Here is a 21,132-nt window from a genome sequence, read left to right as displayed (position 1 = left end):
ATGAAGGGGACCATTCGGTCCCCTTTTTCGTGCCCGCCCCCTTTGTCGGCTCTGGACCGGCGGGTGGTATCGGGTGTTTTATGGATGGGTCGTCGCAACGCTGTGCCGTATGGGCAGAGGGCGTCATGTCTCGGAAGATCGTTGGGGTTCTGCTGGTCGGCGCCGCGCTGGCGCTGCTGACCGCACCTGCGTCCGCGCACGGAGCGCGCGTGGGGATCGGCGTGGGCATCGGATTCCCGGTGTTCGCCTACCCGCCGCCGGTCTACGTGCCGCCGCCGCGCGTCGTCTACTACCCGCCGCCTCCGGTGGTCTACGCTCCGCCGCCGCCCGCCGCCTACGCGCCAGGCCTGTACGCCGACCCGACCGGCCCGGCGTATGTTGGCCCGAACGGCGCCTACTGCCGCGAGTTCCAGACCTCCGGCGTGATCGACGGCCGGCGGCAGCCGATGCATGGCACGGCCTGTCAGCAGCCGGACGGCTCCTGGCGCGTGGTGCGGTAGCTCAGGCCTCCGACGTCAGCCAGTCGCGGAACGCCGTCATCGCCGGCGTGGGCGGGCGGGACTTCAGGCGCGTCAGCCAATAGCTGCCCATCGACGCGTGGACGTCGAAGGGCTGCGCGATGCCGCCGATGGACAGCAGCCGCGCAAACATAAGCGGCGGAGCGAGGGCGACCCCGGCGCCCTGCTGTGCCGCCTCCATCATCGCCAGCGACGAATCGAAGACGATCCCCCTCACAAGCGGCGCTGGGGCGGCGACGCCCGCCGCCGCGAACCAACTGCTCCATTCGTCCGTGCGGTAGGAGCGCAGCAGGGTTTCCTTCAGCAGGTCCGCCGGCTCCCGCAGGCGTGCCGCGATCTCCGGCAGGCACAGGGCGGACAGCGGCGCCTCGAACAGATGGGCGGCGTCGGTGCCGTGCCACGCGCCGTCGCCGAAGCGGATGGCGTAGTCCAGCCCCTCCGCCGCCATGTCGACGCGGTTGTTGTTGGTGGACAGGCGCACATCGACGAACGGATGCGCCTGCTGGAAGCGCGGCAGGCGCGGCAGCAGCCAGCCGACCGCGAAGGTGCCGACCGCGCCGACCGTCAGGATCTCGCGGACCCGTCCGCCTTCGAACCGTTCCAGCATGTCGGCCATGCGGTCGAAGGAATCGCGCAGCACCGGCAGCAGCGCCTCGCCCTCCGGCGTGATCATCAGGCCGCGGGGCAGGCGCTTGAACAGCGTCACGTTCAGCCGCTGTTCCAGGACCTTGACCTGATGGCTCACCGCCGCCTGGGTGACGCACAGCTCGATCGCGGCGCGGGTGAAGCTGAGGTGCCGGGCCGAGGCCTCGAAGGCGCGCAGCGCGTTGAGCGGGAGGTGCGGCCGGACCATCGAAGCCCAAATCCAATTTATGGCTCGTCCTAGATAACGTGGTTTGTGAGGGGCGTTCAACCTCCGTACGCTCTGGGCGTGTTCGACAATCATGGCGTGCGTACGCCGGAAGGGAGGTGTCGTGACGATGGTTATGACGCGGCGCGGGTTTTCCGCGCTGGTGGGGGTGCTGGCCGCCGGGGGGGCGCTGGCGCGGCCGGGCGTGGTGCTTGCGGGGGCCAAGGCCGATAAGGATTTGGGCAGCGCGCTGGCGGCCCTGGAGAAGCGCATCGACGCGAGGCTCGGCGTCGCCGTGCTGGACACCGCGACCGGGCGCTCCTGGGGGCATCGTACCGACGAGCGCTTCCCGATGTGCAGCACCTTCAAGGCACTGCTCTGCGGCGCGGTGCTGGCGCGGGTGGACGAGGGCAAGGAGCGGCTGGACCGCCGCGTGCGCTACACCGCCGGCGATCTGGTGACCTACTCCCCGACGACCAAGGAGCGCGTCGGCACGGGGATGACGATGGCGGAGATCTGCGAGGCGGCGATGACGCTGAGCGACAACACCGCCGCCAACCTCATCCTCGACAGCCTGGGCGGCCCGGCGGCGCTGACGGCGTTCGTGCGGACGCTGGGCGATTCGGTCACCCGCCTCGACCGGCGGGAGACCGAACTCAATACGGCCATCCCCGGCGACCCGCGCGACACCACGACGCCGGCGGCCATGGCTGGCAACCTGCAGGTACTCGCCGTGGGGAACCGTCTGTCCGCCGTGTCGCGCGACCAGTTCAATGTGTGGATGGTCGCCACGAAGACCGGCGACGCCCGGCTGCGCGCCGGACTTCCGAAGGACTGGCGCGTCGGCGACAAGACCGGCACCGGCGATTACGGCACGGCGAACGACGTGGCGGTAATCTGGCCGCCGGGCCGCAAGCCGCTGGTGGTCAGCGTCTACGTCACGCAGACCAAGGCCTCCCTCGACGACCGCAACGCGGTCATCGCCGAGGTGGGGCGGCTGGTGAGAGGGGTGGTCGAGGCATAAAGGGAGCGAGGGGCCGCGCGGCCCCTCGCCCCATCATCCTTACTTCGCCGTCCTGACCTGCGCGGCGACCGGCTGGCCGTTGATGGTCAGCGCGCCGGCTTCGGCCGAAACCTTGACCGTGTCGCCATCGGCGACCTTGCCTTCCAGGATCATGGTCGCCAGCGGGTTCTGCAGCTCGCGCTGGATCACCCGCTTCAGGGGACGGGCGCCGTACACCGGGTCGTAGCCGGTCTCGGCCAGCCAGTCGGTGGCGGCGGGATCGACCTCCAGCGCGATGTCGCGGTCGGCCAGCATCTTCGTCAGCCGGCCCAGCTGGATCTTGACGATGCCGCCCATGTGGCCGCGGGTCAGGCGGTGGAACAGCAGCACCTCGTCCAGGCGGTTGAGGAACTCCGGCCGGAAGTTGGCGCGGACCACCTCCATCACCTCCGACCGCACGCTGTCGATGTCCTGCCCCTCGGGCATCGCGGCGATGACGTCGGAGCCGAGGTTCGAGGTCATGATGATCAGCACGTTGCGGAAGTCCACCGTGCGGCCCTGGCCGTCGGTCAGGCGGCCGTCGTCCAGCACCTGGAGCAGCACGTTGAAGACGTCCGGGTGCGCCTTCTCGACCTCGTCGAACAGCACGACCTGATAGGGCCGGCGCCGCACCGCCTCGGTCAGCGCGCCGCCCTCCTCATAACCGACGTAGCCCGGCGGGGCGCCGATCATGCGGGCGACGGAGTGCTTCTCCATGTACTCGCTCATGTCGAGGCGGACCATGGCGGTCTCGTCGTCGAACAGGAACTCGGCCAGCGCCTTGGTCAGCTCGGTCTTGCCGACGCCGGTGGGCCCCAGGAACAGGAAGGAGCCGATTGGCCGGTGCGGGTCCTGCAGGCCGGCACGCGCCCGGCGGATGGCGTTCGACACCGCGACGATGGCCTCGTCCTGGCCGACCACGCGGGTCGCCAGCCGCTCCTCCATCTTCAGCAGTTTCTCGCGCTCGCCGGCCAGCATCTTGTCCACCGGCACGCCGGTCCAGCGGCTGACCACCGCGGCGATGTCGGTGTCGCGCACCTCCTCGTTCAGCATGCGCGACTGCGACGCCTGCTCGGCCTCTTTCAGCTTGCGCTCAAGCTCGGGGATGACACCGTAGGTCAGCTCGCCCGCCCGCGCCCAGTTGCCGGAGCGCTGCGCGTTGTCCAGTTCCGTGCGGGCGTGGTCGAGGTCCTCCTTGATCTTCTGCGCGCTGTTCAGCTTGTCCTTCTCGGCCTGCCAGCGGGCGGTCAGCTCGGTGGACTTCTGCTCCAGCTCGGCCAGTTCCTCCTCGAGGTCGTCGAGGCGGTTCTTCGACGCCTCGTCGGTCTCGCGCTTCAGCGCCTCGCGCTCGATCTTCAGCTGGATGATGCGGCGGTCCAGCTCGTCGATCTCCTCCGGCTTCGAATCCACCGCCATGCGCAGGCGGCTGGCCGCCTCGTCGATCAGGTCGATGGCCTTGTCGGGCAGGAAGCGGTCGGTGATGTAGCGGTTGGACAGCGTCGCCGCCGAGACGATGGCGCCGTCGGTGATGCGCACGCCGTGGTGCACCTCGTAGCGCTCCTTCAGGCCGCGCAGGATGGAGATGGTGTCCTCCACCGTCGGCTCGGACACGAAGACCGGCTGGAAGCGCCGGGCCAGCGCCGCGTCCTTCTCGATGTGCTTGCGGTACTCGTCGAGCGTGGTGGCGCCGACGCAGTGCAGCTCGCCGCGCGCCAGCGCGGGCTTCAGCATGTTCGACGCGTCCATGGCGCCGTCCGCCTTGCCAGCGCCGACCAGCGTGTGCAGCTCGTCGATGAACACCACGATGTCGCCGGCCGCGGCCTGGATCTCCGCGAGGACGGCCTTCAGCCGCTCCTCGAACTCGCCGCGGTACTTGGCGCCGGCGACCATGGAGCCGAGATCGAGCGACAGCAGCTGCTTGTTCTTCAGGCCCTCCGGCACATCGCCCTTGACGATGCGCTGGGCGAGGCCCTCGACGATGGCGGTCTTGCCGACGCCGGGCTCGCCGATCAGGACGGGGTTGTTCTTGGTGCGGCGGGCCAGCACCTGGATGGTGCGGCGGATCTCCTCGTCGCGGCCGACGACCGGGTCGAGCTTGCCGTCGCGGGCGGCTTCGGTCAGGTCGCGCGCGTACTTCTTCAGCGCGTCGTAGCCCTGCTCGGCCGAGGCGGTGTCGGCGGTGCGGCCCTTGCGGATCTCGTTGATGGCGGTGTTGAGCGCCTGCGGGTTGACCTGGGCGGTCTTCAGCACGCGGCCGGCCGGGGTGCCGTCGGCCATGGCCAGGGCCAGCAGGATGCGCTCGGCGGTGACGTAGCTGTCGCCGGCCTTCTCGGCCACCTTCTCGGCCTGCTCGAAGACGCGCGACAGCTCCGGCGTGATGCCGCGCAGGCCGGCGCCCGAGCCTTCCACCTTCGGCAGCTTGTCCAGCTCGGCATCGACGCCGGCCAGCGCCGCGGCAGGATCGCCGCCGGCCTTGCGGATCAGGTTGGCCGCGAGGCCTTCCTTGTCGTCGAGCAGCGTCTTCAGCAGATGCTCGGGGGTGAGCAGCTGGTGCCCCCGGCGGAGCGCAAGCGTCTGCGCCGCCTGAACGAAGCCGCGGCTGCGTTCGGTGTATTTCTCGAAATCCATGACCAAACTCTCCATCGTTCGCCGACCGTCCGCCAGGCAGCCCGGTCAGCCTTGACCCACGCGATGTGTGCGATCCAGGAGGATGCTGAGGTAGATATGGCATGGGGTTCGGCCTATGCAAGACCACCCGCAATGAAGGGTTATTGGCCGCGCGAACGATAGGGGTAATCACCCGTCGCCGCTTCCGGCGGGACGGGGAAACGCCTACCGTAAGGGCGTCCCCGCACCGCGCACGGCCCCCACCGGAATGTCCGACCTCACGCTGCCGACGCCCGTCATGCCGCACCCGCTGAACCCGCTCCGCCTCGCCTGGCACGCCCGCAGGGCGTGGCACAAGGTGGTGCGGCCGCTCACCATGGGGGTAAGGGCGATCATTGCGGACGGCGAGCGCGTGCTGCTGATCCGGCACAGCTACGTTCCCGGCTGGCACCTGCCCGGCGGCGGCGTGGACAAGGGCGAGACGCTGGTCGAGGCGATGAAGCGCGAGGTGCGCGAGGAGGTCGGGCTGGCCGTCGAGGCCGCCGCGCAGCCCCTGGGCATGTACGCGCGCTTCCGCAGCGGGGCCAGCGACCACGTCGCGGTCTTCGTGGCGGAGCGCTGGAGCGGCACCCCGAAGGCCGACGGGTTCGAGATCGTCGAGGTGGCGTTCTTCCCCCTCGACCGGCTGCCGGAGGACACCACGCCGTCCACCCGCCGCCGCCTTGCCGAGTACCGCGGGCTGACTCCACCGGCCGAGCACTGGTGACATTGATGCTGCACCGCGGTTGACAGAACCGGGCGCGCCGCAAGATACCAGGGTATGACCACCGTCGCCGCCATCCGCCGCTACCCCGTCAAGGGGCTGAGCGCCGAGGATCTGCCCGCCGTCGAACTGACGGCTGGGCAGACGCTGCCCTTCGACCGCGCCTACGCGATCCTGCACGGCCCCGCCGCCGAGATGGACCAGGAGGGCTGGCGGCCGAAGTCCGAGTTCTTCACCCTGGTGCGCAACGAGAAACTGGCGGCGCTCGACACCACGTTCGACCCGGAGACGAGCACACTGACCATCCGCCGCAACGGCCGACAGGTCGCGCGCGGCCGGCTCGACCAGCCGATGGGCCGCACGCTGATCGAGCAGTTCTTCGCCGCCTACATGGCGGGCGCCGCGCCCGGCGCGCCGAAGATCGCGGAAGCGCAGGGCTTCGCCTTCACCGACAAGGAGGCGCCGATGGTCTCCCTGGTGAACTTGGCCAGCGTGCAGGATCTGGAGCGGCTGACCAAAGAGCCGGTCGATCCCGGCCGTTTCCGCGCCAACCTGTGGCTTGACGGCCTCGCCCCCTGGGTGGAGCGAGACTGGGCGGCCGGCATGGTGATCCGCGTTGGTGCGGCGGTGCTGGAGATGGTGCAGCCGACCGGCCGCTGCGCCGCCATCGACGTGGCGCCGGCGGGCACGCCGGAGGGCGGCTCGCGCGCGTTGAACCTGCTGACGGCGATGCGGCGCGGCCTGGGGCACACGCACTGCGGCGTCTACGCGCGCGTCATCACCGGCGGCCGGGTGGCCGTCGGTGACGCGGTGGAGCTTGGGTAGGCTGGGCCGGTAGATCATACGGCCGGCGCATGAATGCTTCCATGATCGGCCGGCCGTAAGCCCCTTTCGCTCAACGCGCTGCATTGAGCTGTCGGGTCGAACCAAGGGCGTCTGATGGAAGCCATCAAACGCCTTTGGTATCAGGCGTTGGCGGCGGCGCGCTCTTCGCCGCCGTCGGAGTCGGAGTCGGCCTCGGGCTGATCGTATTCCTCCTGATCCTGGTTCGGCAGGTGCGGCTGGCCGTGGGCCTGTCCGTTGCCGCGACCGTCGCGCTGACGGTTCTCCGACTCCTGGATCTGGGTGATGATGCGGAAATAGTGCTCCGCATGCTGGAGGTAGTTTTCCGCCTGGATCCGGTCGCCCGACGACGCGGCGTCGCGCGCCAGCGTCAGGTACTTCTCATGGACCTGCCAGGCGTTGCCGCGGATGCGGACGTCCGGGCCGTTGCTGTCGAAGGTCTGGTGCCGCAGCGGAACGTTCTGGCGACGGCCGGCGTTGTTGCCGCCACCTCCGCCGCCGCCCCCACCGCCACCGCCGCCACCACCACTGCCACCACGGCCGCGCGAACGTCGGTTGTTCGGTCCTTGTCTCATTCGGGTCTTGTGGCCCCATGTTCGAGATGCGCATTCCCCGCATCGCGACGGCCGTCCTTCCGGCCGCCGGGCCCGCCACGGCACCGTGCCGCGGATCGGAATCGGGGAGTCAATACGGCGTCCGGGACCCATCTTGGCCGCATCGGCTTGGCCTAAGCCCGCCGACTCACGGATCGTCGCTGTCCCGCACCCTAGCGGGGAAACACCGGCAATCCAACTGCTTTTTTGTGGGAGACTCCGGATTCACCCACGTCTCATCGATCGTTTCGCCCCCGAACGCACCGTTCCACGCCGCCGAGATCGCGGAAGGTCCCGGTGACGGTCAGGCCATTGACCTCCAGCAGGGCGGCCACGTCCGCCGACTGTCCGATGCCGACCTCCAGCGCCGCGGTGCCGCCGGGCGTGAGAAGGCCGGGAAGCTGCGCGGCGATCGCGCGGTAGGCGTCCAGCCCGTCGGCGCCGCCGTCCAGCGCCCGCAGCGGGTCGTGCTCGCGCACCTCCGGGTCCAGCGACGCGATGTCGTGGCTGGGGATGTAGGGCGGATTGGAGACCACGAGGTCGAAGCGCTCCGCCAGCCCGTCGCCCCAGTTGCCGGTCTGGAAGCTGGCGCGGTCGCCGAGATGGTTGCGCGCGGCGTTGGCCGTGGCGGCCTCGACCGCGCCCGGGCTGAGGTCGACACCGAGGCCGCTGGCGTTCGGCAGCTCGGCCAGCAGCGCCAGCAGGATGCAGCCGGTGCCGGTGCCGAGGTCGAGGATGCGCAGGGGAGCCGTGCGGTCGGGGAGGGCGTCGAGTGCGGCTTCGACGATGGTTTCGGTGTCGGGGCGCGGGTCGAGGGTGTCGGCGTTGAGCGACAGCTCCAGACTCCAGAACGCCCGCTCGCCCATAATGCGCGACACCGGCTCGCGCGCGGCGCGACGCTCGATGAGGGCGTGGACGGCGGCGGCCTGTTCGGGGCCGACCGGTGAGTCGGGGGCGAAGAGAAGCTGCTCGCGGGGCAGGTTCAGCGCGTGCTGGATGAGCAGGCGGGCATCGAGGTCGGGGGTATCGACGCCGGCTTCCGCGAGGCGCGCTTCGGCGGCGCGGCGGAGGGTGCGGAGGGTGGTGGTCATCTACCGCGGTCTCAAATCCCCTCCCCTGCGAAGTGGGGGAGGGTTAGGGTGGGGGCACGTGTTGCAGATCATGGGCCTATGCGAGATTCGAAGCTCAAGTACCGGGTGAGGGAACTGCGGACCCAGCCGACGGACGCGGAGAAGACGTTGTGGCGCCTGCTGCGGCAGGGGCAGCTTGGCGGTTGGCGCTTCCGCCGGCAGCATGCTGAGTCCTCCTACGATGAGAAGCGGGATCGGTATCTGCGAAGCCTGGGCTGGCGGGTGCTGCGGTTCTGGAACCCCGACATCCTGACCAACCCCGAGGGCGTGGCGGAGACGATCCTTCCGGCGTTGTCCGATCCGGATCACTTGCCCCCACCCCTTACCCCTCCCCCGCTTCGCAGGGGAGGGGGATAGGCTCACTGCAACTCCGCCAGCCGGGCCGCCTCGTCCTCGGCGATCAGCGCTTCGATCAGCTCGTCCAGGGCCTCGCCGGCCATCACCTTGTCGATCTTGTAGAGCGTCAGGTTGATGCGGTGGTCGGTCACCCGGCCCTGCGGGAAGTTGTAGGTGCGAATGCGCTCGGACCGGTCGCCGGAGCCCACCTGGCTCTTGCGGTCCGCGGCGCGGACGGCGTCCTTGGCGGCGCGCTCCAGGTCGTAGAGTCGGGAGCGCAGCACCTTCAGCGCCTTGGCCTTGTTCTTGTGCTGGCTCTTCTCGTCCTGCTGACTGACCACCAGGCCGGTCGGCAGGTGGGTGATGCGCACGGCGCTGTCGGTCGTGTTGACGCTCTGCCCGCCGGGGCCGGAGGAGCGGAAGACGTCGATGCGCAGATCCTTCTCGTCGATCTGGACATCCACCTCCTCGGCCTCGGGCAGCACGGCCACGGTGGCGGCGGAGGTGTGGATGCGGCCCTGCGTCTCGGTCTGCGGCACGCGCTGCACACGGTGCACGCCGGATTCGAACTTGAGGCGCGCGAAGACGCCGCGTCCGGTGATGTTGGCGATTGCCTCCTTGCAGCCGCCGAGCGCCGATTCGCTGACCTCCATGGTCTCGAAGCGCCAGCCGTGCAGGCCGGCGTAGCGGCGGTACATCTCGAACAGCTCCGCGGCGAACAGCGCCGCCTCGTCGCCGCCGGTGCCGGCGCGCACCTCCAGGATGGCGTTCTTCTCGTCCGCCTCGTCCTTCGGCAGCAGCGAGATCTGCACCTTGCGCTCCAACTCCGGGATGCGCTTGGAGAGGTCGTGGAACTCCTCCTCGGCCAGGGACTTCATCTCGGCGTCGCCGTCGGGGTCGGCGATCATCGCGGCGAGGTCGGCGGCCTCCGCCTTCGCCTTCTTCAGCTCGGAGATCGCCGCAGCGATGGGCTCCAGGTCCGAATATTCCTTGGACAGCTTGGCGAACGCGCCGGAGTCGGCCGTGCCCGCCGCCAGCGCGTCGCGCAGCTCGTCATGGCGGGCCAGCACCTTGTTGAATTTCTCGTCCAGGCTCACGATCGCTTGTCCCCAGTCTCTATGGACTCAGTCCGTTCCGTCTCGTTCTTAGCATCCTCGTCCAGCCGGAACAGCCGGAACAGCAGGCGTTCCGCCGCCGCGTGCTCCGGCAGGCCGCCGCCGTCCGTCCCCGCCGCCATCGCCCGCAGCACCTCCGAGGGGTGATGCAGCAGCCGGTTGACCAGCAGCCGCGTCGCCGCCGCCGCGTTCAGTCCGGCGTGCTCGACCAGCAGGCGGCGGCGCTCCTGCTCGAAATGGGCGCGGAGCGCTGCCACCGCCGGCACCGCCGCGCGCTCGGCGCGCTCGCGGGCGAAGGCCGCAACCGCTTCATCGACGATGGCCCAGGCGGCGCGCACCGCGGCGTCGCGTCCGGCCCGGCCCTCCAGCGCCACCCGCTCCAGGTCGGCAAGGTCGTACGTGAAGGCGCCGTCCAGCTTGGCCACCGTCGGATCGACGTCCGCCGGGATCGCCGCGTCCACCACGAACACCGGCCGGTAGCGCCGCGCCTTCAGCGCCGCCTTCACCGCGTCGCGGGACAGGATATAGCGCCCCAGCCCGGTCGCGGTCACCACGATATCGGCGCCGGCCAGCGCGGTGTCCAGCTCCATCCACGGCGCGAAGTGGCCGCCCTGGCGGCGCGCCATCGCCTCGGCCCGGCGGTCGACGTGCGCGGCGATGGTGACGCGGCCGAGGCCGGCTTCCTTCAACCCCTCCAGGACCAGCACGCCCATGTCGCCCAGGCCCATCAGCAGGCCGGCGCAGCGCCCGAGGTCGCCGTGGATGTCGCGCGCCACCTGCACCGCCGCGGCGATGATCGAGGTGGCGCCCTCGGCGATGGGGGTGTCGCTGCGCACCCGCTTGGCGGCGGCGTAGGCAGCCTGAAGCAATGCCTCCAGCTCCGGTCCGGTCATGCCGGCGCCGGCCGCGTGCCGGTGCGCCGCCTTGATCTGGCCGAGGATCGCCGGCTCGCCGACGATCTGGCTGTCCAGCGAGCAGGCCACCGAGAAGACGTGCCGCACCGCCCGGTCGCCGACGTAGGTGTAGAGCTGGTCGGCGAGGTCATCGGCGGCGATGCCCAGCCGCTCCGCCATCACCGCGGCGGCGTCGAGCGCGCCTTCCAGAGGGCGGGGATGGACGGCGTGCACCTCGACGCGGTCGCAGGTGGACAGCCACACCGCCTGCTCGAAGCCCGCTGCCTTGAGGTGCGCCAGCATGTCCGGCACCTCCGCCTCCTCGGTGGCGAGCCAGTCGCGCAACGAGCCCGAACAGGTCCGGTGGCTGGCGCCGATGACGAGGTAGAAAGCGGTCACGCTTGGGCAGCTCCAGGCCGCGCGGTGAACAACAACATCCACACGGATTTCACGGATTTAAGCACGGATCACACGGATTCTCATTCTTCAAATCCGTCCGTGTAATCCGTGACGCAATCCGTGAAATCGGTATGTCCTGGTTGTTATTCGGCCGCCTGGGTCTCGGCGGCCTTGGCGGCTTCGATCTCGGCGGCCTTCGTCTCGACGAGGCCGACGAGGTGGTCGACGATGCTCTGGTCCTTCAGGCGGTGGTCGGTGACGCCCGACAGGTAGACCTGGTGCGTGTTGTTGCCGCCGCCGGTCAGGCCGATGTCGGTCTCGCGCGCCTCGCCGGGGCCGTTGACGACGCAGCCGATCACCGACAGCGTCAGCGGCGTGGTGATGTGCGCCAAGCGCTGCTCCAGGATCTCCACCGTCTTGATGACGTCGAAGTTCTGCCGGGCGCAGCTGGGGCAGGAGATCACCGTCACGCCGCGCCGGCGCAGGCCGAGCGACTTCAGCATCTCGTAGCCGACCTGCACCTCCTCGGCCGGGTCGGCCGACAGCGAGACCCGGATGGTGTCGCCGATGCCCGACCACAGCAGCATGCCCAGCCCGATGGATGACTTCACCGTCCCGGCGCGCAGGCCGCCGGCCTCGGTGATGCCGATGTGCAGGGGATAGTCGCAGGCCTCGGCGAGGCCCTGGTAGGCCGCCACCGCCAGGAACACGTCAGACGCCTTGACCGAGATCTTGAACTCGGTGAAGTCGTGGTCCTCCAGGATCTTGGCGTGGTTCAGCGCGCTCTCGACCATAGCCTCGGGGCAGGGCTCGCCGTACTTCTCCAGCAGGTCATGTTCCAGCGAACCGGCGTTGACGCCGATGCGCATGGAGCAGCCGTAGTCCTTCGCCGCCTTCACCACCTCGCGCACCCGGTCGGCGGAGCCGATGTTGCCGGGGTTGATGCGCAGGCAGGCGGCCCCGCTCTGCGCCGCCTCGATGGCGCGCTTGTAGTGGAAGTGGATGTCGGCGACGATCGGCACGTCCACCTGCCGCACGATGTCCTTCAGCGCCAGCGCCGACTCCTGGTCGGGGCAGGAGACGCGCACGATGTCGACGCCGACGCGCTCGGCCGCCTTGATCTGCTCGACCGTGGCCTTCACGTCGGTGGTCGGCGTGTTGGTCATGGTCTGCACGGAGATCGGCGCGTCGCCGCCGACGAGCACCTTGCCGACACGGATCTGCCGCGATTTGCGGCGCAGGATCTGGCGGTAGGAACGCACGGTCATGGGTCTGGCCTTCGCGGGCTGGGAAAAGCGGGCAGGACTGAAGTGCGGATGGCCGCCACAGATTCCAAGGGGATCCCGGGCATCCGAGGGGGGCCGATCAGCGCGCCGGCTTGGGCTCCAGCGGCACGTCGCGCAGCACTTGGCCGACCGAGCCCATGGGCTGGCCGGCGACGCCGTCGGTCACCACCACGAGCCCGCCGGCATTGCCGGTGCGCAGGCGCACGCCTGGGCGGTCGGGCACGCGGTAGACGTCGCCCCGCTTCAGCACGCGGGTGAAGATGATGTCCTGCGAGTCGCGGATCTGCACCCAGCTGTCCTGGACGGCGCGCACCTGGACGCGCGTGGTGCCGTTCTGCGCACCGTAGACCTTGCCGTCGGCCGGGGCGGCGGGCGCCTGCGGCGCGGCCGGCGGGGCGGTGGCGGCGGGCGACAGCGGCGTCGGGTCCTGCCGGGCCGTGTCGACCTCCTCCTCGTCGCCGTGCGGCGCGGGGGGAGCAGCGATGGTGGCTTGAGGGGCCGGGGCGGGTGCCGCGGCGGGCGGCCGCGGCGGGGTGGTTGCGGCGACCGGGGTGGGCGGGGCCACCGGAGCGGCAGCTGCCGGCGGGGGAGGGGGCGGGCTGATGGAGGCGCCGCCCGGCGTGGGGGGCGGGGCGGACGGAGCCGCAGCCACGGTGGTCGGCGGCGCCACGGTGACGACCGGGGCCGGCGGGGTGGGCGGCGCGGACACCGGGGCGGACGACGGCGCCTCGACGGTGGTCGCGGCGGGCGGCGTCTGGCTGCCGGATGTCCAGGGCAGGTTGTCGAGCAGTGACACCAGCCGGTCCGGCAGCACCGGCACCATGTCGGCCACCGAGCGGTCGGTCGCCGACAGATAGTACCAGGCGCCATAGACGATGCCGGCCACCACCAGCGTGCCGAGCAGCACGGTGCCGCCGGGCACCCGACCTTCGGCGACGGGGGTGGGGAAGTAGAACTCCTGCTTGCCGCCGCGGCCTGCCACCTCGTCCTTGTAGCGGCGCAGGACCATCTCCGGGTCGAGGCCCAGGAACTCGGCGTAGGAGCGCAGGAAGCCGGTCGCGTAGGCAGTGCCGGGCAGTTCGTCGTAGCGCCCGTTCTCGATCGCCTGCAGGTACGGGTAGCGGATGCGCAGCATCGACGCCACGTCGCGCAGCTCGACGCCCAGGCGCTCGCGCGCCTCGCGCAACGTGGTGCTGACGCTGGCCGGATCGGCGGCGCCGTCCCACCCGGTCGCGGTGGCGGAAGAGGCGGTGGTCTTGCGGTCGGCCATGGGAGGATCTGCCGTGTCGTGCGTGCTGCAGCTGAATGCTGCGTCGGTCGGCGTTATACACGCCGTTCGGCCGTGGTCTTAGTAACAAAAGGGCGGCGCGGAAGGCAATGCCGATAGGCTCTGGACGCCGGGCTAGATCAGCACCCCGTGATCCTTCGCAAACGCCTTCAGCTTCGGGCGCAGGCTGTGGTCGGGGCGCTGGAACAAGCCCTGCATGTACTGGCGCAGCGCCGCCACGTCGAGCGAGCGCAGCATCGTCTTCACCGGACCGACCGAGGGCGGCGCCATGGAGAGCGAGCGGAACCCCATCCCGATCAGCGCCATGGCGTCGAGCGGCCGGCCGGCCATCTCACCGCACAGCGACAGCGACACGTTGGCCTCGCTGCACGCTTCGACCAGCCGGCGCAGCAGGCACATCATCGGCGGCGACAGCGGGTCGTAGCGGTTGGCGGTGCGCGGGTTGCCGCGGTCGGCGGCGAACACGTACTGCGTCAGGTCGTTCGACCCCACCGACACGAAATCCACCCGCGGCAGCAGCGCCGGCAGCTGGAACAGCAGCGACGGCACCTCGATCATGGCTCCGACGCGCAGCGTGCTCGGCGGCTCGCGGCCGTGCTCGACCAGACGCTCCAGTTCCAGGTTCAGGATGTTGCGGGCGGCCTCCAGCTCGGCCACCTCGGCCACCATCGGGAACATCACCGACAGCGGCCGGCCGGCTGCCGCGCACAGCAGCGCCCGCAACTGCTGGCGCAGCAGCGAGGGGTGGTCCAGCCCGATGCGGATGGCGCGCCAGCCCAGCGAGGGGTTCTCCTCCTCGCCCGAGCTCATGTAGGGCAGCATCTTGTCGCCGCCGACATCCAGCGTGCGGAAGATCACCGGTCTCTCGCCGGCCTCGTCCATGATGCGGGCGTAGAGGTCGGTCTGCACGTCCACCTCGGGATAGGTGGAGCGCACCATGAACGGGATCTCGGTCCGGTACAGGCCGATGCCCTCCGCTCCGCTGGCGTGCAGGTGCGGCAGGTCGATCAGCAGGCCGCAGTTGAGCTGGATCGAGATCGGCACGCCGTCGCGCGTCACCGAGGGCAGCGAGCGCGTCTGCGCGTACATCTCCTCGCGCCGTGCGCGCAGGTCCATGCTCTGGGTGAAGGCGTCCTGGATGTCCTCGGCCGGGCGGACGAAGATGGTGGCGTGGTCGCCGTCGACGATCAGCGGGTCGCCCGCCTCGATGCGGTTCAGCGCGTCCGACACCTGGACGACCGGGATGTCCAGCGCCCGCGCCACGATGCAGACGTGGCTGGACGGCGAGCCTTCCTCGACGATGACGCCGCGCAGGCGGCGCTGGTCGTAGTCCAGCAGCTCCGCCGGGCCCAGTGAGCGGGCGACCAGCACGAGGTCGTCCGGCAGGGTGGCGCCGTCGGCCTCCGACTTCTTGCCGGCGAGGTGCAGCAGCAGGCGGTTGGTCAGGTCGTCGAGGTCGAGGAGCCGCTCGCGGATGTAGGGGTCCGTCAGGTGGCTCATGCGGACGCGGGTGTCGTTCTGCACCTGCTGCACGGCCGCCTCGGCGGTCAGGCCCATGCGGATCGCTTCGCGGATGCGCGACAGCCAGCCGCGGTCCTCGGCGAACATCCGGTAGGTCTCCAGGATGTCGCGCGGCTCGCCCAGGCCGGCCAGCGCCGCGGCGGCCAGCAGGTCGTCGATGGCGCTGTGCATGGCGGTCAGCGCCTCCGACAGGCGCTCCTGCTCCTTGCCCTCGTCCTCGGCGATCATCTGGCGGATGGTCACCTGCGGCCGGTGCACCACCGCGACGCCCATGGCGAGGCCGGGGTTCAGCGCCACGCCGGACAGGCGGGCCGGCAGCAGAACCGGGTCGCCCTGGTTGGAGATCTCCTGCGCGTTGACCAGCTCGCCGGCGGCGACCAGCTCGGCCACCACCATGGCGATGGTCTGCAGGGTCTCGACCAGCTCCTCGGCGTAGTGGCGGCGCTCCTTGTGCTGCAGCACCAGCACGCCGCGCACCTTGCCGCCGCGCAGGATCGGCACGCCGGCCATCGACTGGAATGGGTCCTCGCCGGTCTCCGGACGGTAGGCGAAGCTGGGGTGCGAAGGTGCGTCCTCCAGCGCCATGGCGCGGGCGTGCGCAGCGATTTCGCCGACGATGCCCTCGCCGACGCGCAGGCGCGTCTTGTGCACGGCCGACTGGTTGAGGCCCTGGGTGGCGAACAGCTCCAGCACCTCACCGGCGCGCATGACATAGCAGGAGCAGACGTCCGCCCGCATCTCGCCGGCGATCAGCCCGACGATCTCGTTCAGCCGGTCCTGCCCCGAGCCGCCCCCGGCCATGACGTCACGCAGGCGCGCCAAAAGACGCCGGGAATCCGGCCCCTCGTACGCTGCGATCGTCTCCCGCTCGGTCGTGTCCATGGCGCGCTCAATCCCACGCGGGGCTCCCGAATGCAAGAGTCCTATGGATGGCGTTTGGAATGCAAGCGTTACGGCCCGCCGGGGCCGGTTGAGTTCAGGCGGCCGGCTTGCGCGACAGCCGCCCGGCGAGCGCCAACTGGAGGAATTTGGACTGCTCCTCGAGCCGGCCGTCGGCGCGCGATATGCGGTCGCCGATTTCCTTCTGGCCGTTATGGAGGTCCCGCATCTCGCCGCGCATGGAGCGCATCTCGGCGCGCACGTCGCGGATTTCCTCGCGCAGACCTTGGATGTCGTTCTCAGTCCGCCGATGCAGTTCGAGCATCGGGTCCAGCTTGGCGAACAGTTCGGCTTCGCGTTCCGGGGTCATCGGCGCTCCGTGGCCGCAGCGAGTGTACCACCGGAACGGGTGGAGCACCAGCCGGTGCCGGCTCAGACCGCGGCTGGAACCGCCCGTGCCGCTTCGCTGGGGAAGCGCCAGCCCAGGGCCGTCTCGGCCTGCGCCAGCAGTTCGGCGAAGATCTCGGCCGTGGGCTGCTCGCGGGTGACCATGCCGACGCTCTGGCCGGCCATCAGCGAGCCGTTCTCGACGTCCCCGTCGATCACCGCGCGGCGCAGGGCGCCGGCCCAGAAATGCTCGATCTCCAGCTGCGCCGCCTCGCGGGTCATCTCGCCACGGTCGACCTTGGCGATCAAGGCGCGCTGGGTATCCATGAAGCGCTTGGTGCCTTCGTTCGCCAGCGCCCGCACCGGGATCACCGGGAAGCGCGGGTCGATCTGCACCGAGGGCTGGGCGTCGCGCGCCGAGGCCCGGATGAACACCTGCTTGAAGTTCGGGTGCGCGATGGACTCCGCCGCGCAGACGAAGCGGGTGCCGAGCTGGACGCCCGCCGCCCCGGCATCGAGGGCCGAGATGATGGCCTCGCCGCGGCCGATGCCGCCGGCCAGGAACACCGGCACCTCGCGGACCTCCGGCAGGATCTCCTGCGCCAGCACCGAGGTGGCGACCGGGCCGATGTGGCCGCCGGCCTCCGAGCCCTCGATGATCAGCGCGTCGATGCCGTGGCGGACCAGCCGTTTGGCGGCCACCAGCGCCGGAGCGAAGGCCATGGCCTTGGCGCCGCCGTCCTTGATGCGCTTGATGATCGGACCCGACGGCAGGCCGCCGGCGACCACCACGTGGCCCACGCCCTGCTCGCGGCAGGCGTCGACCAGCCGCTCCAGGTCGGGGTGCATGTTGATGAGGTTGACGCCGAACGGCTTCGCCGTCAGCGCGCGCGTCGCCGCGATCTCCTCCGCCAGCCGGTCCGGGCCCATGGAGCCGCAGGCCAGCACGCCGAAGCCGCCGGCGTTGGAGATGGCGGAGACGAGGTGGCGCTCCGACACCCAGGTCATCGCACCGCCCATGATGGCGGTCTGCGACCCCAGGAAGGCGCAACCGCGCCGCCAGAGCTGGTCGAGCCGGGTCCTTGCCGGTGCTGCGGTCATTGACCCGGCTCTCCTCAGACTGCTCAGGCCGCGTCCAGGCCGTAGACGGTGTGCAGGGCGCGCAGCGCCAGCTCCGCGTACTCCTCGGCGATCAGCACCGAGATCTTGATCTCCGAGGTGGAGATGACCTGGATGTTGATGCCCTTGTCGGCAAGAGCGCTGAACATGCGCTGCGCCACGCCGGCGTGGCTGCGCATGCCGACGCCGATCACCGACACCTTCACCACGTTGGCGTCCGACACCAGGCGCTGGTAGTTCAGCGTGCCCTTGGCGTCCTCCAGCACCTTGACGGCGCGGGCGATGTCCGCCTTGCCCACGGTGAAGGTCAGGTCGGTGGACTTGCCGTCCTCCGACACGTTCTGGACGATCATGTCCACGTTGACCGCGGCGTCCGTCAGCGGGCCGAAGATGGCGGCCGCCACGCCCGGCCGGTCGGCCACGCCGACCAGCGTGATCTTCGCCTCGTCGCGGCTGTAGGCGATGCCGCTCACAACTTCCTTTTCCACGATCTCGTCCTCGTCCACAACCAGGGTTCCGGGCAACGCGCTGCCGGGCGCTTCCTCGAAGCTCGAGAGCACCTGCACGCGCACACGATGGTTCATCGCCATCTCGACCGAGCGGGTCTGCAGGACCTTGGCGCCCTGCGAGGCCATCTCCAGCATCTCCTCGTAGGTGATCTTGGAGAGCTTCTTGGCCTTCGACACGATGCGCGGGTCGGTGGTGTAGACGCCGTCCACGTCGGTGTAGATGTCGCAACGGTCGGCCTTCAGCGCCGCCGCCAGCGCCACCGCCGAGGTGTCGGAGCCGCCGCGGCCCAGCGTCGTGACGCGCCCGTTGGCGGCGACGCCCTGGAAGCCGGCGACCACCGCGACCTCGCCCTCGGCCATGCGCTGCTCGATCTCGGTGGTGTCGATCGAGACGATGCGCGCCTTGGAGTGCGTGTCGTCGGTGCGGATGGGCAGCTGCCAGCCGTGCCAGGAGCGCGCCGGGATGCCGATCGACTGCAGCGCGATCGCCAGCAGGCCGGTGGTCACCTGCTCGCCGGTGGCGACGACGGCGTCGTACTCGCGAGCGTCGTGCAGCTTGTCGATGTCGTTGCAGTACTTCACGAGCTGGTTGGTGACGCCGGACATCGCCGACACCACGACGGCCACCTGGTGGCCCGCCTTGACCTCCTGCTCGACCTTGCGGGCGACATTCTTGATCCGGTCGATGTCGCCGACCGACGTGCCGCCGAACTTGAGGACGATCCGCGCCATAAATCACACCACATCTTGACGCCGACGCCCAAGGCGCGGCATGCCGATCCCCCCGCTCCACCGTTGCCGGCGCGGGGCGGCGTATCCATACTCCGTTCGGGCGGGGCGAGGCAAGGTCGCCCAGCACATGTTTTGCTGCGTAAGCACAAAGAACACAGGCAGAGGACAGACAGTGATGAACGCGACCGCCGGCACCGTCGATTCGGACGAGATCGCCCGCTTCTCGGCCATGGCCGCCGAATGGTGGGACCCGACGGGCAAGTTCCGACCGCTGCACAAGTTCAACCCCACGCGTCTCGCCTACATCCGCGACACCGTCTGCCGCCGCCTGGGCCGCAACCCGGACACGGCGCGGGCGCTGGAAGGGCTGAGCGTGGTCGACATCGGCTGCGGCGGCGGCCTGCTGGCCGAGCCGATCGCCCGCATGGGCGCCGACGTGCTGGGCGTCGACGCCTCGGAGCGCAACGTCGGGACGGCCGCGGCGCACGCCGCCGAGACCGGCACGGCCGTGGAGTACCGCGCCGCCACTGCCGAAGCCCTGGTCGCCGAGGGCCGGACCTTCGACGTGGTGCTGGCCATGGAGGTGCTGGAGCACGTCGCCGACGTCGACCTGTTCCTGAAGTCCTGCGCCGCCCTGATGAAGCCCGACGGCGTGCTGTTCTTCGCGACGCTGAACCGTACGGCGAAGTCGTACGCGCTGGCCATCGTCGGCGCGGAGTACATCCTGCGCTGGCTGCCCGCCGGCACGCACGACTGGCGCAAGTTCCTGCGCCCCTCCGAGATCGCCCGCGGCATCCGCGCCCACGGGCTGGAGGTGAAGGAGCTGACGGGGATGGCGTACAACCCCATCGCCGACAGCTGGCGCCTCGCCCCGCGCGACCTGGACGTGAACTACATGGGCTGGGCCGAGAAGGCGTGATCCCGGGGGAATACGCCCTGGTCCTCGCCGCGGCGGTGGCGCACGCGGGGTGGAACGCGCTGCTGAAGGCGTCCAGCGACCGGCTTCTGTCGCTGGCGGCGATCCGGCTGGTCGGGCTGCTGCTCGGAGCGGGGGCGCTGCTGGTCGTGCCGATGCCGGCGCCGGGCAGCTTGGAGCTGCTCGTCGCGGCCGCGGCGGCGCACTTCCTGTATTTCTGGCTGCTTATCAACGCCTACCGGGTCGGCGACCTCAGCGTCGTGCACCCGGTGTCGCGCGGGCTGGCCCCGATGGTGCTGGCCTTTGTCGCGTGGCTGGCGGTGGACGAGGCGCTGAGCCCGGCGCAGGTGTCGGCGGTGGCGACGATCTCCGGCGGCATCGGCGTGCTGGCGTTCCGCGGCGGTGCCAGCCGGGCGGCGCTGGCCTTCGCGGTCGGAACCGGCGTGACGGTGGCGGTGTACAGCTTCCTCGGTGCACTGGGCGTGCGGGCGGCGGGCACGGTGGTCGGCTTCCAGGCGTGGCTGGAGATCCTGACCGGCATCGGCGTGCTGGCGTTCACGGCTGTACGCCGGCCGGCGGCGTCGCTGTGGGCGTACGCGCGTACGCAAGGCGCGGTCGGGCTGAGCGCCGGCGTTCTGTCGGTGTGCGGCTACACGGCTTACCTGCTGGCCGTGGCGGCGCTGCCGATGGCGGCGGTCTCGGCGTTGCGCGAGAGCGGCGTGCTGTTCGCCGCGCTGATCGGGACGGTTCTCTACAAGGAGGGTTTCGGCCTGCGCCGCGTGCTGGCGGCGGCGCTGGTCACCGGCGGGATCGTGGTGCTGGGCGTGGCGCGGTGATCAGGCGTAGATGTCGTCGAGCGTGACGGTCACGCCGACGCTTTCAAACGTTGCATCGCCTTCGGTGATGGTGGCGTGCGTCCACTCCTGACCGTCGCGGCGATAGATCTCGACGCGGCGTTCGTCCTGCGCGATGAGCACAAATTCGCAAAGGCTGGGGATCATCTGGTAGTGCGCGCGCTTCTCGCGCCGGTCGATGGCTTCGGTCGATTCCGACAGCACCTCGACGATCAGCGACGGCGCGTGGACGACATAAGGATCATCGTCCTTGGAATCGCAGGTGACCACGAGGTCCGGGTAGTAGAAGGCGTTGGCCGCTTCCACACGAACCTTGACACTCTCCGTGTAGCTCTCGCACCCGCGGCGGCGGATCGAGGGTCGAAGGACAGCGGACAGGTTCTGCATGATGACGTTGTGCCGCCGGCTGGTGCCCACCATGGCGTACACTTCGCCGTTGACGTACTCGTGCCGTACGTCGGCGGTACGCTCGAACGTCAGGTACTCGTCCGGGGAAATCCAGGGTTTCAGCACGGCGGTCTGCATGCGGTGAGTGTACCGCAAGACAGATGG

20 protein-coding genes and 1 pseudogene are annotated in these 21,132 nt (G+C 70.2%); 7 read left to right on the top strand and 14 right to left on the bottom strand.

Annotated elements, in window-relative coordinates:
* The first annotated feature begins 125 nt into the window (after window positions 1–125).
* Window positions 126–500 (top strand): hypothetical protein, encoded by a 375-nt coding sequence (locus ACRWK7_RS32565; RefSeq protein WP_431861585.1) that lies wholly within the window; start codon window positions 126–128, stop codon window positions 498–500.
* Between the two features lies 1 nt (window position 501).
* Here the strand turns inward: ACRWK7_RS32565 and ACRWK7_RS32560 are convergent, their stop codons facing one another.
* Window positions 502–1,371, bottom strand: a complete 870-nt coding sequence (locus tag ACRWK7_RS32560) for a LysR substrate-binding domain-containing protein (RefSeq protein WP_431861583.1) — start codon at window positions 1,369–1,371, stop codon at window positions 502–504.
* A gap of 121 nt (window positions 1,372–1,492) precedes the next feature.
* On the opposite strand from ACRWK7_RS32560, the gene bla reads away from it, so the two are divergent.
* Complete coding sequence (gene bla / locus ACRWK7_RS32555; protein WP_431861582.1) at window positions 1,493–2,392, top strand: class A beta-lactamase; 900 nt, start codon at window positions 1,493–1,495, stop codon at window positions 2,390–2,392.
* Between the two features lie 39 nt (window positions 2,393–2,431).
* Here the strand turns inward: bla and clpB are convergent, their stop codons facing one another.
* Window positions 2,432–5,038: an ATP-dependent chaperone ClpB gene (gene clpB, locus ACRWK7_RS32550; protein ID WP_431861580.1), complete on the bottom strand. Its 2,607-nt coding sequence runs from the start codon at window positions 5,036–5,038 to the stop codon at window positions 2,432–2,434.
* Window positions 5,039–5,285: 247 nt separating this feature from the next.
* Between clpB and ACRWK7_RS32545 the strand changes: the two genes are divergently transcribed.
* Together ACRWK7_RS32545 and ACRWK7_RS32540 are read left to right on the top strand one after the other, a co-directional pair.
* A complete protein-coding gene (locus ACRWK7_RS32545; RefSeq protein WP_431861578.1) occupies window positions 5,286–5,783 on the top strand; it encodes an NUDIX domain-containing protein in 498 nt (165 codons plus the stop codon).
* A 54-nt stretch (window positions 5,784–5,837) separates the two neighbouring features.
* Window positions 5,838–6,605, top strand: a complete 768-nt coding sequence (locus ACRWK7_RS32540) for an MOSC domain-containing protein (RefSeq protein ID WP_431861576.1) — start codon at window positions 5,838–5,840, stop codon at window positions 6,603–6,605.
* Window positions 6,606–6,745: 140 nt separating this feature from the next.
* On the opposite strand, the gene ACRWK7_RS32535 is transcribed toward ACRWK7_RS32540, so the two are convergent.
* Together ACRWK7_RS32535 and prmC are read right to left on the bottom strand one after the other, a co-directional pair.
* Entirely contained in the window at window positions 6,746–7,198 is a 453-nt protein-coding gene (locus ACRWK7_RS32535) for a DUF4167 domain-containing protein (RefSeq protein WP_431861574.1), read from the bottom strand.
* 254 nt (window positions 7,199–7,452) lie between these two features.
* Complete coding sequence (gene prmC, locus ACRWK7_RS32530) at window positions 7,453–8,307, bottom strand: peptide chain release factor N(5)-glutamine methyltransferase (protein WP_431861572.1); 855 nt, start codon at window positions 8,305–8,307, stop codon at window positions 7,453–7,455.
* Window positions 8,308–8,385: 78 nt separating this feature from the next.
* Here prmC and ACRWK7_RS32525 point away from each other — a divergent pair, with 78 nt between their 5' ends.
* On the top strand, window positions 8,386–8,703 hold the full coding sequence (locus tag ACRWK7_RS32525; RefSeq protein ID WP_431861571.1) for an endonuclease domain-containing protein: 318 nt from the start codon (window positions 8,386–8,388) through the stop codon (window positions 8,701–8,703).
* Window positions 8,704–8,705: 2 nt separating this feature from the next.
* On the opposite strand, the gene prfA is transcribed toward ACRWK7_RS32525, so the two are convergent.
* The 9 genes and pseudogenes from prfA to ACRWK7_RS32480 form a co-directional block, all read right to left on the bottom strand.
* Window positions 8,706–9,779: a peptide chain release factor 1 gene (gene prfA / locus ACRWK7_RS32520; RefSeq protein WP_431861569.1), complete on the bottom strand. Its 1,074-nt coding sequence runs from the start codon at window positions 9,777–9,779 to the stop codon at window positions 8,706–8,708.
* Entirely contained in the window at window positions 9,776–11,089 is a 1,314-nt protein-coding gene (gene hemA / locus ACRWK7_RS32515) for a glutamyl-tRNA reductase (protein ID WP_431861567.1), read from the bottom strand. Before hemA ends, prfA begins: the two co-directional genes overlap by 4 nt.
* A gap of 143 nt (window positions 11,090–11,232) precedes the next feature.
* The gene (gene ispG / locus ACRWK7_RS32510) at window positions 11,233–12,357 is read right to left on the bottom strand and encodes a flavodoxin-dependent (E)-4-hydroxy-3-methylbut-2-enyl-diphosphate synthase (RefSeq protein ID WP_431861565.1); all 1,125 of its coding nucleotides are present in this window, start codon (window positions 12,355–12,357) and stop codon (window positions 11,233–11,235) included.
* Window positions 12,358–12,454: 97 nt separating this feature from the next.
* Window positions 12,455–13,384: a DUF4115 domain-containing protein gene (locus tag ACRWK7_RS32505; RefSeq protein WP_431861803.1), complete on the bottom strand. Its 930-nt coding sequence runs from the start codon at window positions 13,382–13,384 to the stop codon at window positions 12,455–12,457.
* Window positions 13,379–13,645: pseudogene (locus ACRWK7_RS32500) on the bottom strand (helix-turn-helix domain-containing protein); the annotation flags it as partial. The pseudogene ACRWK7_RS32500 and the gene ACRWK7_RS32505, both read right to left, overlap by 6 nt.
* 132 nt (window positions 13,646–13,777) lie before the next feature.
* A complete protein-coding gene (gene ptsP, locus ACRWK7_RS32495) occupies window positions 13,778–16,066 on the bottom strand; it encodes a phosphoenolpyruvate--protein phosphotransferase (protein ID WP_431861563.1) in 2,289 nt (762 codons plus the stop codon).
* Window positions 16,067–16,160: 94 nt separating this feature from the next.
* Window positions 16,161–16,433: a hypothetical protein gene (locus ACRWK7_RS32490; RefSeq protein WP_431861561.1), complete on the bottom strand. Its 273-nt coding sequence runs from the start codon at window positions 16,431–16,433 to the stop codon at window positions 16,161–16,163.
* Window positions 16,434–16,495: 62 nt separating this feature from the next.
* A complete protein-coding gene (locus tag ACRWK7_RS32485) occupies window positions 16,496–17,551 on the bottom strand; it encodes an NAD(P)H-dependent flavin oxidoreductase (RefSeq protein WP_431861559.1) in 1,056 nt (351 codons plus the stop codon).
* Window positions 17,552–17,574: 23 nt separating this feature from the next.
* Window positions 17,575–18,810, bottom strand: coding sequence for an aspartate kinase (locus ACRWK7_RS32480; protein WP_431861557.1), 1,236 nt, complete (start codon window positions 18,808–18,810; stop codon window positions 17,575–17,577).
* A 175-nt stretch (window positions 18,811–18,985) separates the two neighbouring features.
* Between ACRWK7_RS32480 and ubiG the strand changes: the two genes are divergently transcribed.
* Both ubiG and ACRWK7_RS32470 read left to right on the top strand, forming a co-directional pair.
* The gene (gene ubiG / locus ACRWK7_RS32475) at window positions 18,986–19,729 is read left to right on the top strand and encodes a bifunctional 2-polyprenyl-6-hydroxyphenol methylase/3-demethylubiquinol 3-O-methyltransferase UbiG (protein ID WP_431861555.1); all 744 of its coding nucleotides are present in this window, start codon (window positions 18,986–18,988) and stop codon (window positions 19,727–19,729) included.
* The gene (locus ACRWK7_RS32470) at window positions 19,726–20,562 is read left to right on the top strand and encodes a hypothetical protein (protein ID WP_431861553.1); all 837 of its coding nucleotides are present in this window, start codon (window positions 19,726–19,728) and stop codon (window positions 20,560–20,562) included. Before ubiG ends, ACRWK7_RS32470 begins: the two co-directional genes overlap by 4 nt.
* On the opposite strand, the gene ACRWK7_RS32465 is transcribed toward ACRWK7_RS32470, so the two are convergent.
* A complete protein-coding gene (locus tag ACRWK7_RS32465) occupies window positions 20,563–21,123 on the bottom strand; it encodes a Uma2 family endonuclease (protein ID WP_431861551.1) in 561 nt (186 codons plus the stop codon).
* Window positions 21,124–21,132: the final 9 nt, after the last annotated feature.

This window comes from Azospirillum sp. (assembly GCF_050789165.1).
This window is presented reverse-complemented; position numbering and strand designations above follow the sequence as displayed.

Excerpts from the sequence above, each read along its gene's own strand:
- ACRWK7_RS32565 (WP_431861585.1), top strand. The coding sequence starts at position 126 with ATGTCTCGGAAGATCGTTGGGGTTCTGCTGGTCGGCGCCGCGCTGGCG.
- ACRWK7_RS32560 (WP_431861583.1), bottom strand. The coding sequence starts at position 1,371 with ATGGTCCGGCCGCACCTCCCGCTCAACGCGCTGCGCGCCTTCGAGGCC.
- clpB (WP_431861580.1), bottom strand. The coding sequence starts at position 5,038 with ATGGATTTCGAGAAATACACCGAACGCAGCCGCGGCTTCGTTCAGGCG.
- ACRWK7_RS32545 (WP_431861578.1), top strand. The coding sequence starts at position 5,286 with ATGTCCGACCTCACGCTGCCGACGCCCGTCATGCCGCACCCGCTGAAC.
- ACRWK7_RS32540 (WP_431861576.1), top strand. The coding sequence starts at position 5,838 with ATGACCACCGTCGCCGCCATCCGCCGCTACCCCGTCAAGGGGCTGAGC.
- ACRWK7_RS32535 (WP_431861574.1), bottom strand. The coding sequence starts at position 7,198 with ATGAGACAAGGACCGAACAACCGACGTTCGCGCGGCCGTGGTGGCAGT.
- prmC (WP_431861572.1), bottom strand. The coding sequence starts at position 8,307 with ATGACCACCACCCTCCGCACCCTCCGCCGCGCCGCCGAAGCGCGCCTC.
- ACRWK7_RS32525 (WP_431861571.1), top strand. The coding sequence starts at position 8,386 with ATGCGAGATTCGAAGCTCAAGTACCGGGTGAGGGAACTGCGGACCCAG.
- ispG (WP_431861565.1), bottom strand. The coding sequence starts at position 12,357 with ATGACCGTGCGTTCCTACCGCCAGATCCTGCGCCGCAAATCGCGGCAG.
- ACRWK7_RS32505 (WP_431861803.1), bottom strand. The coding sequence starts at position 13,384 with ATGGTCCTGCGCCGCTACAAGGACGAGGTGGCAGGCCGCGGCGGCAAG.
- ptsP (WP_431861563.1), bottom strand. The coding sequence starts at position 16,066 with ATGGACACGACCGAGCGGGAGACGATCGCAGCGTACGAGGGGCCGGAT.
- ACRWK7_RS32490 (WP_431861561.1), bottom strand. The coding sequence starts at position 16,433 with ATGACCCCGGAACGCGAAGCCGAACTGTTCGCCAAGCTGGACCCGATG.
- ACRWK7_RS32485 (WP_431861559.1), bottom strand. The coding sequence starts at position 17,551 with ATGACCGCAGCACCGGCAAGGACCCGGCTCGACCAGCTCTGGCGGCGC.
- ACRWK7_RS32480 (WP_431861557.1), bottom strand. The coding sequence starts at position 18,810 with ATGGCGCGGATCGTCCTCAAGTTCGGCGGCACGTCGGTCGGCGACATC.
- ubiG (WP_431861555.1), top strand. The coding sequence starts at position 18,986 with ATGAACGCGACCGCCGGCACCGTCGATTCGGACGAGATCGCCCGCTTC.